The organism is Methylobacterium sp. BTF04, from assembly GCF_010692745.1.
Lineage (GTDB): Bacteria > Pseudomonadota > Alphaproteobacteria > Rhizobiales > Beijerinckiaceae > Methylobacterium.
In genome coordinates this window covers 1-13,080 of the sequence record NZ_JAAHTB010000068.1, presented here as the reverse complement: position 1 = coordinate 13,080, position 13,080 = coordinate 1, and the positions used below count along the sequence as shown (strand labels likewise).

The window sequence follows — 13,080 nt, the reverse complement described above, 5'->3', positions numbered from 1 at the left end:
GATCCTCGTCCGAAGGCTGGGCCGAGCAGAATGACTTATCGGACGGACTCTAAGCTCGACTTTGCGCAATTTAGGCGGCGTAGCAGGCGATGTCTGCGAGACGGTCGTAGATGTGGCTTGGTATTTTCGCGCTATCAGTCCGTTGCGGAGATATCCTGAAAGCTGCTTCGGCCCAGATCTGACGCCGAACCGCGGCAATGGCATCGGTGAAGGTCAGGCTCGTCTTGCGGTACCACTTGGCGGATCGCACGACGAGCGCCTGTGACTGATGAAGATCGTCAGCCCAGACGGTGACGAGGGCGTAGAGACCGAGCAGCACCGGTGTCGTTCGGGCGATGGCGCGATCGGACCACTGCCGCTGCGTCTCGACGCCAAGGTGCCGACGGACTTCGGCGAAGGTGACCTCGATGGCCCAGCGTCGGACGAACCAGGACAGGATGTCTTCAGGGCTGGCGCCTTGATCGGTGCATAGGAAGGCTTGCGGCTTGAAGAGGCCGAGGGGGTCGCGCACCAGAAGCCATCGCAGCGGCACGATCGGTCGACCTGGGTGGCTCCACACCGCGACGCCGGTCGCGACCTCCACGCGTCGCTCGGTTCCGCCATACCAGCCGTGGACGATCAGCGTCTTCCAGGTTGTTTGCGGGTCGAGAAGGCGCTCGGCCAATGTCGGGAGCCGCTCGCCGTTGCGCCGTGGTCGCCCGATCGTGCGGGCCTCACGCGGTTCCGCGGGGGCGAACAGACGGGCATCGAGCCTGATCCGGGTCACGACGCTGACGCGGGTCCGCACCGCAGCCAGCAGATCGATGGCGGAGAACGCGCTGTCCGCCACGATGACGATGGGGCGGCCCGGCAGCCAGCGGGCAATCTGCAGCATCATCTGGCGGGCGCCATCGACCAGCGTCTTGTGCCTGACCCCGCGCATTGCTGCGGCGCGTTCCGACGCCATCAGCACGGTCAGGAAGGGTAAGGCCCAGACGCGCCCCGCCCAGGGAACCGGCACCAGCAGCATGGCCGACAGCCAGCGCAGTCCGCTGGCCTTGACGAAGTGACCATGGCTCGACCGCACGGGATCCCTGTAGATGCCACGAGCCTTGATCTTGGCACCCCATCGCCGCTCGATGGTGTCGTCGAGACCGATCACGACAGGTCCCGCAGCTGCGAACCGGTCGACCAGCATCAGGAACAAGATGCGGGCGGCGGTCAGCGCGGACCAGTGACATCGGTTCAGCACGGCGTGGTAGAGCCCGAAATCGGCACCATCGCTTTTACCAGTGGCGCGAAGCGCCGCGCTGATCGTTCGACGGTGGGGCGTTAAAATCGCGCCCTCGACCAGTACGAGGACGCGCTGCCATGTCGGACGCGTGAACAGCACCTGGAAGGGAGCTAGCCAGCCCGCTGATCGGCGATCAAAAATAGGGCCGATCATTACCGTTACTCCCAGAGCAGATTGCCTGCTTGGGGAAGCCGGTGCCCGCCAAAATCGACTCAGCAGCGGCCGTCAAAAAATGCGCAAAGTCGAGCTAAGGACGGCCGTCACGTTGTCGGCTACGGCGATCGTAGTTGCGGCGACGTTGGCTGCGGTCGTGCTAAGCTCATGGTGATGGCCGCAGGTGGGGCAGGTCACGAACCCGCGCAGGTTCCCGAGGTTGGATAAGCGCTTCGACGGCCGGCTGCGTCGCCGCCTGCAACCTCGCAGCGCAGCCTCAAGACCTCCACGCATCATGGCACCGTCCGAAGCCATCGGCAACGCATGGTCGGCCGAGGCCTGCCAATCCGGGAGCAATCCACTCCCCCAAATGCCGGGACCGAACATCTCGTGACGGAGCATTAAGCGTTTCTCGCGGCAGGGCCTTCGGCGTTAATGGCCCGGGAACCCGCCGCCATGCAGAAGGCGTCGGGGCGGCGCGGTCAGAAGCGGTGGCGTGATGTCGTTGACGGGTCGTTTCTGGTTCCGGAAAACGTGGTCGGGCAAACTTGTGCTGCTTGTCGAGGAGAGGAAGCCTCGCTGGTTTGCCAAGCGCCGCGCCGATAAGTTCCGGTGGCGAGAGGCCAAACTGCTGGACCTGGCCGAAGGCAGCCTGCAGCCTCTGATGGACTTGCAGAAGGCGCGGCAGCGCCCTGAGGAGGCGCGGAGCCAGCCTCCCATCCTCCACGTGGTCGCGCCGGTGAAATCCATCGGACACCCGTCGATTGGAGCCGCCGCCGCTTAGCCCAGGCGGCATGCCGCTAGGCTCCAACGTCATTCCGCCTTCCCAATGGGCCGGCGCGGCAGGCGCGGGCATCGAGCCGGGAAAGGGCGAGGGGAAAAGATCGGCACCCCTCCCGAACGAAGGATGCCGCTTTCCCTTGCAGGCCATGGCGTCACCCTCGTTAGACCGCGAGGTTCCGTTCCGGGGCAGGGGCCGCGGCACCATCAGGGGCAGTAAGATCGCTCTGCATATCTGTCCACGACGCTCGCGGCGAAACGCGCCAGAGGTCGTGGAGAAGGGCTACTGCGACCGATGTGTCTGCGAACCCTCGAAGTCAGACGCCGAGCGGACCTGAGAGCGGAGCGGCAAACGGCTTGGACGCCCGCTCTCCCTTCCGTCGCTTCGCGCTCTGGCCGCTCGGGAGTTGTCGGGGGTCGGATCATGGAGGGAATCCACCTGGCCCTTCCGAGAGATCCAGACAGGTGGAAACAAGACGGCTCCTCATTCACCGCCGAACCGCCGACCCGGATCGAGAATGGCGTCAAGGGCGCGGGTAGGCGATGATGGACAGGTAGGTCATCGGCGTCTGGATCAGCTTCGCGGGCCCGTGCAGTGCTCCGGAGTCGAACAGTAGCGTGTCGCCGGGCCTCAGATGATAATCTTGGCCGGAATGGCGATAGACCACCTCGCCCGTCAACATGTAGATAAACTCGATGCCCGAGTGCCGAAAGCTCGTGTAGGGCTCGGCGTCCTCTCTGAGCGTGATCAGATAGGGCTCGACCACCACTTGGCCCCTCAGGCCCGCGCCAAGAAGTTCATAGACGTGGCCGACCTTGGTGCCGCTCCGCTCGATCAACACGCCATGGCCGCGCCTCACGTAGGAGCAGTCCCGGCTCTCCTCGAAGGCGGTGAACAACGCCGTGATCGGCACGTTGAGCGCTCTCGCGACGGCGTTGATGGACGCCAGCGAGGGCGAGATCTGTCCGTTCTCAATTTTTGATATCATGCCCGGCGAGATGCCGGCGGCCGCTCCGAGGTCGGCCACGGAAAGGTCCCGCTCGCGGCGCAGCGTCCGGATCTGATGGCCGAGGGCGCGCTCCAGGGTCCGCTTTTCCTCGATGGGCGCATTTGAGGCGGTGTTCAGCATACGGTCCGTCGAATTCGTTATGGAACTTGAAGCTGCGGTCATAGATGGCTGCTCGGTCTGTTGATGCGCCACCGGTCCCGGCCAACGCACCAACGAACCCTGGTCCGCCTCAGACGACTTATGCTGCGCCGCAGTTCGCTTGTGAACCGTTTCGTCGAACCTGGTTGTCGCGGGCCGGAGCATAATTCAACCTGCTGTCAATGCCAGCGCGCCGGTAGTCATTCCGTAAAGGCGGCAAGAGCCCGAAGGCGGCAGGATAAGTGCGCTTGCGGTCGTTGAGGCATCACGGCGAGCCCCTCCCGCCGGCTTCCGCAACATATGAACTAAACCCCGACGTCTGCTCATTTCACTGGCAAGTGCGAGTTCTTGTTGCACAGCAACACAAAAACTACGGTTGACATCTGAGTTCCTTTAGCGAAAATATAATTCCTAGAAAGAACCCACGGGAATCTGGGAAGCAGAATAGTACAGGTTCTTCGGCATAATGCCATAAGCTGGGCGACATCGGAACCGCGACAGGCTGGATTCCGGGCGATGCTTGTCCGCTGTCGCGGTTATCCCGCCCTTCGCGGTCGTCCACCACCGCAACCCATGTCGAGCGCTTCTTTGCTGTCGGAGACCTGAGGAATGATCGATCAGGGCATCAAAAGCCGACCTACATACGACCGGCTTCAGATTGATCGGACGGGTTTGCGGCACCTGTTGGTCGTCGATGCCCCGTCTTACCCGTCCGGGTCGCTCGTAGTCGAGGCTGCCGAGCTCGAGGTTTGGAGCGTTGCGTCGCTTGAAAGCGAGGCTGCGCTCGAAGCTCCCCCGCACCAGAACCGGCGCAGCTTCCGGTCCGTCCGGCACCTGCTCGACCGCCTCGGCCATCACCTCAAGCAAGAGAAGATGGGGCTTCGGCTCTACGCGGCCGGCAAGGAAAGCTTCCTCTGGGATGTTTACAGTGCTGCGCAGGGCGCCGGAATGGACAAGCGGGAAGTCTTCCTCTCCCATTTTGGATCGCTAGCGCGGCGCGTCCACTGCGTGCATTGCCGGACCTTCAACGAGCGGGTGACCACGACGATCGTGTGCTGCGAAGGGTGCGGTGCAAATCTGTTCGTTCGTGACCATTTCTCGCGCCGGCTTTCCGCTTTCATGGGGGTGAAAGTCGACGCGGAGGTACCCGGTGACGTTCCTCCCGCAGAACAGGCTTATCTATGATCCTCGATGGAAATCTGTCGGCGCGCGTGGTCGACATCGAGAGCATAAGCCCCTCGCTGAAGCGTTTCCGGTTCGCCCCGGAAGGACGCCGGGAGTTTCCGACGGCGGCGCCCGGCGCGCACATCCTGATAACCCTTCGTGGCCAGGATAGGGTCTGGAAGAATTCGTACTCGCTCGTCACGCCGCCGGACCAACGCGATCACTATGCGATCGTCGTTCGGCGCGCGCAGGATTCGCGAGGCGGGTCGCACTTTCTGCACGATGTCATGGCGAAAGGCGAGAAGGTCGAAATCAGCCCCCCGGCAAGCCTGTTTCCGATCGCCTCGCTCGCGCGCAAGCACATCCTGATCGGTGGCGGGATAGGCCTGACCCCGTTTCTCTCCTACTTGCCCGAGCTGCGGTCCCGCTCGGCGGCGTTCGAACTCCATCAGTTCTGCTCGGCGGAGGAGGTCACCGATTTCCGAGGCCTTCTTGGCGACGGAGGCGGGAACGTCAGGGTGCATGGATCACAGTCGCGGCCTTCGCTCACGGAGATCCTCTCGAACCAGCCGCTCGGGACACACGTCTATACCTGCGGTCCGGAAGGGCTGATGAACGCCGTCACGCGAACGGCGCGCGAAATCGGCTGGCCGGAGAACGCGATCCACCAGGAGAGCTTTGGTGCCGCGAGCGGCGGCCGACCCTTCGTGGTTCGGCTGGCGCAGTCCCAGAAGACCATCCAGGTCGGCGAGACGCAGTCGCTGCTGGAGGCGTTGGAAGGTGCCGGAATAGAGGCGCCATGCCTCTGCCGCGGCGGCGCGTGTGGGGTCTGTCTTCTGCCCGTCGTCGACGGCGAACCCGACCACCGGGACCATGTTCTGTCCGACGCAGAGAAGGCCGAAGGGCGCCTGATCGCCACTTGCGTTTCACGCGCAAAGTCCGGCTCTCTCGTGCTGGACTTTTAAGGAGGCACCCATGGGCGTTCAGTTCAAAACCAACGAGACCTTTCGAAACGAGTTTTCGTACAAGAACAGCGAGGCGGCTGTCCTGCGCTTCCCGTTTCCATTCGGCGAAGACAAATACATGTACTCGGTCAACATGGAGCCGCATGTTAAAAACGGCGCATGCCCCGTGTACGAGCATGCCTTCGACGTCGACGAACACTACGTCGCCGAATGTCGCGAGCGCGCCCTGGTTCTGGAGGGGGACCCGAAGCGTTGCCGTGTCCTGCCGCACATGATGCCGGCCCAGTGGGATACGCTCGAGCTCATCATGGAGAGCTTGGCTACGGATTATCCGGAGCACTTCTCGCTGACGAGGGACGGTTCCGATTGGCACTGGATCAACCGGCCTCTGAACATCGATCAACGGTTCGTCTTCGGTGACGCGAACACGCTTCCCTATGAACCTTTGGAGTATGTCACACGTCAGGCTCAGGGTGACTTCACGCTGCAGGACCAGAGAGATCACAACCTGTACGTCGATGGCGGCATGGTCACATGCCAGGCCGACTGGTCGCTGGAATTCGACATCGGCATGAGCTTTCACGAATGGCATGGACCCGTCCCCCTGGCCCACGATATCGGCGTTTTCGACCGTGCCTTGCAGTATCTTCTGCGGCTCCAGTACGGACATCCGGTCCGCCGCCTGAACTGGACCATGACGATCAATCCGCGAATGGACACATCCCCTGAGAACTATCCGGATTGGGGGCCGGATCGAACGACCGTTACGGCAGAGAACGTTGCCCAGAAGGTGCATCTACGCGTCGAGTTGCAGACCCTCTTCCGCCTGCCTCGCTCGAACGCGATCCTATTCGGCGTACGCTGCTATCTCATCAGCCTGGAGGATATCGAGCGGGTCGAGAAGTGGCGTAAGCGACTGCACCGCGTCCTGAAGTCGCTCCCGCCCGAACTGGCCGAGTACAAGGGGCTCACCCGGTATCAGGACCTGGTCATGTCCCGCCTTTCCGCGAGGGACGACGGTGCGACATTGTCCTTGGGCATTCAACCCGACCAGTCGTCATTGACCAACTGAAGCAATGGAATCGCCCGTGTCGCCCGATCGGCCAGGTCGGGCGACACGGTTCGTCATGGGCATCGTCGACCCCGCCGGAGCGCCGTGGGTGCGCGATCCGGACTCGCGCGGCTTCGGGACCGTGGGTTACTGCGCCGACCCACGTTTGCCCGAATGCGCGGGGGCTGTCGGGAAACGGCGCACGGGGTCCTGCGGCGCCTTGGGCCTGCGCCGCGAAGGTGGTCCTCCGCTGCGCCTGGAACTAGGAATTCCCCGAAGCGCAGGCACCCGGACCGGGTACCGACGTCCGAGACACGCCTCTTTAAGGCGGCCGCGCGCCGGCCGGCATGTCTTCCGTACAACGGACGACATGATTTTTGTTTCGTGCCAGGAAAAAATTGTGACAGCCGGTTGACGGGGTCCCGATCTCGTGCGACCAGTATCCATCGCACCTGATGACGCGGAGAGCTTGTGATGTGTGGTATTGTTGGGTTGTTTCTAAAAAATCCCAAGCTAGAGCCGCAGCTCGGTGCGTTGTTGTCCAATATGCTCGGAACGATGACCGACCGTGGCCCCGACAGCGCAGGCTTCGCCATTTACGGCTCCGACAGCGCCGGCGTGAAGCTGACCCTTCGCGGCCCCAGCCAGGGTGTCCTTTCCGAAGCCGTAGAAAAGCTTGAGGGCCTCTTCGATCGCACCTTCGAGAAGGTCGCGCGCGACACGCACACAGTCATCTCCGTCCCCGAGGAGCGTGAGGATCAGATTCGCACGTGGCTGAAAGCCAACGCGCCGGACGTCGACGTCGTCAGCTCGGGCCGCCGAATGGAAATCTACAAGGAGGTCGGGCTGCCCGCCAGCGTGGCGGCCCGGTTCGATCTCGCCGGCATGACGGGCAGCCACGGCATCGGCCACACCCGCATGGCAACCGAGAGCGCGGTGACGACGAACGGCGCGCACCCGTTCTCCACCGGCACCGACGAGTGCCTGGTGCATAACGGCTCGCTGTCGAACCACAACGACATGCGGCGGCGGCTCGAGCGCGAGGGCCTGTCGTTCGCCACCAAGAACGATACCGAGGTCGCCGCCGGCTACCTGAGCTGGCGCATGCGCGAGGGTGCCTCCCTGAAGGAGGCGCTGGAGTCGAGCCTATCCGATCTCGACGGCTTCTTCACCTTCGTGGTCGGCACCGAAACAGGCTTTGCGGTGGTTCGCGATCCGATCGCCTGCAAGCCGGCCGTGATGGCCGAGACCGACGATTACGTCGCCTTCGGATCGGAGTACCGGGCCCTCGTCGGCCTGCCCGGAATCGACAAGGCCCGCGTCTTCGAACCCGAGCCCGCCAAGGTCTACGCCTGGGAGCGCCACTGATGCCGACTTTCGACCTGAAACACTCGCCCCTGCGCGAGCTCAATCGCACTTTGTACGCGCTCCGGCCCGATACCAACGAGACGCATTGGACCGTCACAGGGCCTGACGGGCGCCATGCCATCGCGGCGGGTCTCGATGCCCCCATCAGCGTCGAGATCGAAGGGAACGTCGGCTATTACTGTGCCGGCATGAACAAGCACGCCAGCGTGCTCATCAACGGCAATGCCGGCGTCGGCGTCGCCGAGAACATGATGTCGGGTTTCGTCCATGTGCGCGGCGATGCCAGCCAGGCGGCCGGGGCGACGGCCCACGGCGGAATGCTCGTCATCGACGGCAACGCCGGCGCCCGCTGCGGCATCTCGATGAAGGGCGTCGACATCCTGGTGAAGGGCTCGATCGGGCACATGTCTGCCTTCATGGCGCAGGCGGGCACCCTCACGGTGCTGGGAAATGCGGGGGAGGCTTTGGGCGACTCCCTCTACGAGGCCCGGCTGTACGTGCGGGGTTCGGTCAAGAGCCTCGGCTCCGACTGCATCGAGAAGGAGATGCGCGACGAGCACCGCGAGCAGCTCTTCGCCAAGCTCCAGGCCGGTGGCTTGGCGGGCGAGATCGATCCGTCTGAGTTCAAGCGCTACGGCTCGGCACGCCGCCTCTACCACTTCAACGTTGACAACGCCGGAGCCTACTGATGGCCGAGAACCCCAAGGATCCGCGCGGCCTACCGCGCACGCACCCGCGCTTCTCCGCGACCTACACCCCCGACGTGATGGCCGAGATCCGGCGAGCGGCGGCGACCGGCATCTACGACATCCGCGGGGCGGGCGCGAAGCGCAAGCTCCCGCATTTCGACGACCTCCTGTTCCTCGGCGCCTCGATCAGCCGCTACCCGCTCGAGGGCTACCGCGAGCGCTGCGTCACCGAGGTGGTGCTCGGTGGCCGCTTTGCCTCGAAGCCCATCACGCTCAAGACCCCGATCACCATCGCGGGCATGAGCTTCGGCTCGCTCTCGGCCAACGCCAAGGAGGCGCTGGGACGCGGCGCCACGCTGGCCGGCACCTCGACGACCACCGGCGACGGCGGCATGACCGAGGAGGAGCGCGGGCACTCCGAGAAGCTCGTCTACCAGTACCTGCCCTCCCGCTACGGCATGAATCCGGACGACCTGCGTCGGGCCGACGCCATCGAGATCGTCATCGGCCAGGGAGCAAAGCCCGGCGGCGGCGGCATGCTGCTCGGCCAGAAGATCAACGCACGGGTCGCTGACATGCGTTGCCTGCCGCCCGGCATCGACCAGCGCTCCGCCTGCCGACACCCGGACTGGACCGGGCCGGACGACCTCGAGATCAAGATCGAGGAGCTGCGCGAGATCACGGGCGGCGAAAAACCGATCTACGTGAAGGTCGGCGCGTCGCGCCCCTATTACGACACCGCGCTGGCGGCGAAATCCGGTGCCGACGTGGTGGTGCTGGACGGCATGCAGGGCGGCACGGCCGCTACCCAAGACGTGTTCATCGAGCATGTCGGCATCCCGATCCTCGCCGCCATCCGCCCTGCCGTCCAGGCGTTGCAGGATCTCGGCCTGCACCGCACCGTGCAGCTCGTCGTCTCCGGCGGCATCCGCTCCGGGGCGGATGTGGCGAAGGCGCTGGCACTCGGGGCCGACGCGGTGGCGATCGGCACGGGAGCGCTGATCGCGCTCGGCGACAACGATCCGCGATGGGAGGCGGAGTACCAGGCGCTCGGCACCACGGCGGGCGCCTACGACGACTGGCACGAGGGCAACGATCCCGCCGGCATCACGACGCAGCGTCCGGACCTGGCGGACCGCCTCGATCCGGTCCTCGGGGGACGGCGTCTCGCGAACTACCTCGCGGTCATGACGCTCGAAGCCCAGACCATCGCCCGCGCCTGCGGCAAGAGCCACCTCCACAACCTCGAACCCGAGGACCTCGTTGCCCTTACCATCGAGGCAGCGGCAATGGCGGGCGTCCCGCTTGCCGGAACAAGCTGGGTCCCGGGCAAGTCGGGTTTCTGACATCGATGAGGGCCGCTCACGCCGGGAGTGGCCCTTTGTCTTTCGTAAGGCCACAACAAGCTGGCCGCCCAATGGAAGAGTACGCCATGACGCTCGATCTTGAGAACGTCGCGAAAGAACGCGACATCAAGTATTTCCTGGTGTCCTACACGGACCTGTTCGGCACGCAGCGCGCCAAGCTCGTGCCGGCCTCGGCCATCAAGAGCACCTGCAAGAACGGGGCGGGTTTTGCAGGCTTCGCGACCTGGCTCGACATGAGCCCGGCCGACGCCGACCTTGTGGCCGTGCCCGACGCCGACGGCCTGATCCAGCTCCCCTGGAAGCCGGAAGTCGGCTGGCTACCGGCCGATCTCGTGATGGGTGGAAAGCCCGTCGAGCAGGCCCCGCGCAACATTCTCAAGCGCCTGATCGCCGACGCCGCCACCGACGGCGTGCAGATGAAGACCGGCGTCGAGTGCGAGTTCTTCCTCATCACGCCTTGCGGTTCCGAGCCGGCCGACATGGCCGACCGGCAGATGAAGCCCTGCTACGACCAGTCGGCCCTGATGCGCCGCTACGACGTCATCACCGAGATCTGCGATGGCATGCTCGCACTCGGCTGGCGGCCCTACCAGAACGACCACGAGGACGCGAACGGTCAGTTCGAGATGAACTGGGACTACGACGACGCTCTCGTCACGGCCGACCGGCATGCCTTCTTCAAGTACATGACCCGCTCCATCGCCGAGAAGCACGGTTTCCGGGCGACCTTCATGCCCAAGCCCTTCATGGACCTGACAGGGTCCGGCTGCCACGCCCACGTCTCGCTCTGGCGCGGCGACCGCAACGTCTTCGCGGACAAGTCCGACGAGATCGGCATGTCGCAGGAGGGCTACCACTTCATCGGTGGCATCATCCACACCGCCGATGCTCTCGCCGCGATCACCAATCCGACGGTCAATTCCTACAAGCGCATCAACGCGCCGCGCACCACCTCCGGCGCGACCTGGGCACCGAACACCGTGACGTACACGGGCAACAACCGCACCCACATGATCCGGATACCCGACGGCGGCCGATTCGAGTTCCGCCTCGCCGACGGCGCGGCCAACCCCTACCTGCTGCAAGCGGGCATTCTCGCCGCGGGCCTCGACGGGATGCGCAACTGCCGCGACCCGGGTAAGCGACTCGACATCAACATGTACACAGAGGGCCACACGGTCGAGGGCGTGAAGCAGCTGCCGCTGAACATGCTCGACGCCATGCGGGCGCTCAAGAACTGCGACGTTCTTAACGAGGCCCTCGGCAGCTTCGTTCCGAGCTACCTCAAGCTGAAGCACGAGGAGTGGAACGCCTATTGTCGTCACCTCACCCAGTGGGAGCGCGACACCACGCTGGATTGCTGAGGTCGCGATCCTGCCGAGGGGATGCGTCCCTTGAGACGCATCCCCTCGGACGATGTGGCGCTCTGCGCCGGGGTGCACCTGTTATCCCCGACACCGCAATGCCGCCCGCGCGACGTTGCGGTGCAGAATCGACGAACCGCCCGATCACCAACCGGTGACAGGTATCATTTCGGAGGCTTCCCAAGTGAGCGAACGCATCATCCTGCGCGCCGGAGAGGCGCTGGTGGCCGGCGGACCGCCAAACACCGCGGCGGAGCCCGAGGTGATCATCGGCGAACTCGACGGGCCGGTCGGCACCGCGCTCGCCACCCTGACGGGCGATCAGGTCGTCGGCCACAGCCGCGTCTTCGCGCTGCTCAACACCGACATCATGGTCCGGCCGGTGACGCTGTGCGTCTCGAAGGTCAGCGTCGAGACCTCGAAATACACCTCGATTCTGATGGGAACGGTGCAGTTCGCCATCGCCAACGGCGTGCTCGATGCGGTGCGGGCCGGCTACATCCCGAAGGAGAAGGCCAACGATCTCGGCATCATCTGCTCGGTCTGGCTCAGCCCGGGCGTGATCGAGGCAGAGACCGTCGACCACAAGGCGCTGTTCGACATCCAGCGCAGGGGCATGACCGAGGCGATCCGCAAGGCGATGACGAACGAGCCCTCGATCGACTGGCTGCTTGAGAACCAGGACAACATCGTGCACAAATATTACCAGATGGGCCTCGACGGTAAGATCTGAAGATCCGGCCCTGCTAGTTGGAAAAACGACTGTTTGCCGGTCATTCCACCATCAAGGAAAAAGGTCGAACCTTTCTGGACGCCACGGGATGAAATGTCTTGGCGAACTTATACGTAATTGCTCAGGGGGTTATGCTGGGCTCACGCGGGTGCGTCGATCGGTTGGCTTTTCAGTGTGAGGCGGATGGCATCGATAGCGCGGACGCAGCGTCGTCGTGCGGTCTCGATGACGGACCTTATGTCGGCGTAGAGATGAGCGCCCCATTCCTGGCGGAAGCCGTTGGTGATCTTGCGGTAGACGGCGCAGGGTCGCAGGGCCCGCTCCGCCCCGTTGTTGGTCGCTTCGAGACTTCGGTTCTGGACGAAGACGAAGAAGTTGGCGCGAGTCTTTTTGATGATGCGTTTGAGCTTGATCCCGGCCGGGCTGGTTGGGTCGCGTGCCATGATACGGTCGAGGCGGCGCTCGAGATCGGCCTCGTAGGTCTTCAGGGTGGAATCCTTGAGCTCCGCCCGCCGTCGCCCGATGGCGCAGGCCCGCTTGAGCAACCCCTTCAGGCTGGGGCCGAGCACCGCGTCGCCGGCCTCGATGGCGTATTGGACGTCGCGGATCAGGTGCGCCAGGCAGACCTGATGGTTCCGTCTGGCCCATCCGGCTTGGGCACCGAAGCGGTCCGAGGTCCAGAAGTCGGGCCGGTGATCGCCGAGGAAGGCTTCCACCACGGCCTTCGAGCGATGGGCATCGGCGACGAAGACGGCACTGTCGCCGTGGTGGAACACCCACAGCCACCAGTTGGCTCGCCCGACCCGCACCCCGGTCTCGTCAGACGCGATGGCGGTGCCGGTCAGCAGGTGCGCCTTGATCAGCGATACGGCGGCCTTGAACGGCGCGACGCCGGCCGACAGGATGTTGACGAGCGCGCCCTCGCTGATCGACAAGCCGAACAGGTCGAAGAGCACGTCGCGCAGCCGCGCCAGCGGGATACCCTGGACCGAGCGCAGATAGATCACCAAGGCGCGGATGTTGGC

12 protein-coding genes are annotated in these 13,080 nt (G+C 64.4%); 9 read left to right on the top strand and 3 right to left on the bottom strand.

Annotated elements, in window-relative coordinates:
- Positions 1–70 precede the first annotated feature (70 nt).
- Entirely contained in the window at positions 71–1,426 is a 1,356-nt protein-coding gene (locus G3T14_RS21910; protein ID WP_163644641.1) for a transposase, read from the bottom strand.
- A gap of 499 nt (positions 1,427–1,925) precedes the next feature.
- Here G3T14_RS21910 and G3T14_RS25210 point away from each other — a divergent pair, with 499 nt between their 5' ends.
- Positions 1,926–2,210 (top strand): hypothetical protein, encoded by a 285-nt coding sequence (locus tag G3T14_RS25210; protein WP_246733491.1) that lies wholly within the window; start codon positions 1,926–1,928, stop codon positions 2,208–2,210.
- A gap of 520 nt (positions 2,211–2,730) precedes the next feature.
- On the opposite strand, the gene G3T14_RS21900 is transcribed toward G3T14_RS25210, so the two are convergent.
- Entirely contained in the window at positions 2,731–3,336 is a 606-nt protein-coding gene (locus tag G3T14_RS21900; RefSeq protein WP_163644640.1) for an XRE family transcriptional regulator, read from the bottom strand.
- Between the two features lie 627 nt (positions 3,337–3,963).
- Here G3T14_RS21900 and G3T14_RS21895 point away from each other — a divergent pair.
- The 8 genes from G3T14_RS21895 (at position 3,964) to G3T14_RS21860 (ending at position 12,055) form a co-directional block, all read left to right on the top strand.
- Complete coding sequence (locus G3T14_RS21895) at positions 3,964–4,539, top strand: dimethylamine monooxygenase subunit DmmA family protein (protein WP_163644639.1); 576 nt, start codon at positions 3,964–3,966, stop codon at positions 4,537–4,539.
- Positions 4,536–5,483: a PDR/VanB family oxidoreductase gene (locus G3T14_RS21890; RefSeq protein WP_163644638.1), complete on the top strand. Its 948-nt coding sequence runs from the start codon at positions 4,536–4,538 to the stop codon at positions 5,481–5,483. The genes G3T14_RS21895 and G3T14_RS21890 overlap by 4 nt, the downstream gene beginning before the upstream one ends.
- Before the next feature lie 10 nt (positions 5,484–5,493).
- A complete protein-coding gene (locus G3T14_RS21885; protein WP_163644637.1) occupies positions 5,494–6,555 on the top strand; it encodes a DUF3445 domain-containing protein in 1,062 nt (353 codons plus the stop codon).
- A gap of 453 nt (positions 6,556–7,008) precedes the next feature.
- Positions 7,009–7,902, top strand: coding sequence for a glutamine amidotransferase family protein (locus G3T14_RS21880; protein ID WP_163644636.1), 894 nt, complete (start codon positions 7,009–7,011; stop codon positions 7,900–7,902).
- Entirely contained in the window at positions 7,902–8,591 is a 690-nt protein-coding gene (locus G3T14_RS21875; RefSeq protein ID WP_163644635.1) for a protein glxC, read from the top strand. The genes G3T14_RS21880 and G3T14_RS21875 overlap by 1 nt, the downstream gene beginning before the upstream one ends.
- The gene (locus G3T14_RS21870) at positions 8,591–9,937 is read left to right on the top strand and encodes an FMN-binding glutamate synthase family protein (protein ID WP_163644634.1); all 1,347 of its coding nucleotides are present in this window, start codon (positions 8,591–8,593) and stop codon (positions 9,935–9,937) included. Before G3T14_RS21875 ends, G3T14_RS21870 begins: the two co-directional genes overlap by 1 nt.
- A gap of 86 nt (positions 9,938–10,023) precedes the next feature.
- Positions 10,024–11,322 carry a type III glutamate--ammonia ligase gene (gene glnT, locus G3T14_RS21865; RefSeq protein ID WP_163644633.1) on the top strand — a complete coding sequence of 433 codons (1,299 nt, stop codon included), beginning with the start codon at positions 10,024–10,026 and terminating at the stop codon, positions 11,320–11,322.
- 184 nt (positions 11,323–11,506) lie between these two features.
- Positions 11,507–12,055 carry a formaldehyde-activating enzyme gene (locus G3T14_RS21860; RefSeq protein ID WP_163644632.1) on the top strand — a complete coding sequence of 183 codons (549 nt, stop codon included), beginning with the start codon at positions 11,507–11,509 and terminating at the stop codon, positions 12,053–12,055.
- A 140-nt stretch (positions 12,056–12,195) separates the two neighbouring features.
- Here the strand turns inward: G3T14_RS21860 and G3T14_RS21855 are convergent.
- The coding region (locus tag G3T14_RS21855) for an IS66 family transposase (protein ID WP_163644631.1) at positions 12,196–13,080 on the bottom strand (885 nt) is incomplete at its 5' end.

What these genes read in the sequence shown, in the direction of transcription:
- G3T14_RS25210 (WP_246733491.1), top strand. Translation starts at nt 1,926, where the DNA reads ATGTCGTTGACGGGTCGTTTCTGGTTCCGGAAAACGTGGTCGGGCAAA.
- G3T14_RS21895 (WP_163644639.1), top strand. Translation starts at nt 3,964, where the DNA reads ATGATCGATCAGGGCATCAAAAGCCGACCTACATACGACCGGCTTCAG.
- glnT (WP_163644633.1), top strand. Translation starts at nt 10,024, where the DNA reads ATGACGCTCGATCTTGAGAACGTCGCGAAAGAACGCGACATCAAGTAT.
- G3T14_RS21870 (WP_163644634.1), top strand. Translation starts at nt 8,591, where the DNA reads ATGGCCGAGAACCCCAAGGATCCGCGCGGCCTACCGCGCACGCACCCG.
- G3T14_RS21900 (WP_163644640.1), bottom strand. Translation starts at nt 3,336, where the DNA reads ATGCTGAACACCGCCTCAAATGCGCCCATCGAGGAAAAGCGGACCCTG.
- G3T14_RS21910 (WP_163644641.1), bottom strand. Translation starts at nt 1,426, where the DNA reads ATGATCGGCCCTATTTTTGATCGCCGATCAGCGGGCTGGCTAGCTCCC.
- G3T14_RS21875 (WP_163644635.1), top strand. Translation starts at nt 7,902, where the DNA reads ATGCCGACTTTCGACCTGAAACACTCGCCCCTGCGCGAGCTCAATCGC.
- G3T14_RS21885 (WP_163644637.1), top strand. Translation starts at nt 5,494, where the DNA reads ATGGGCGTTCAGTTCAAAACCAACGAGACCTTTCGAAACGAGTTTTCG.
- G3T14_RS21890 (WP_163644638.1), top strand. Translation starts at nt 4,536, where the DNA reads ATGATCCTCGATGGAAATCTGTCGGCGCGCGTGGTCGACATCGAGAGC.
- G3T14_RS21880 (WP_163644636.1), top strand. Translation starts at nt 7,009, where the DNA reads ATGTGTGGTATTGTTGGGTTGTTTCTAAAAAATCCCAAGCTAGAGCCG.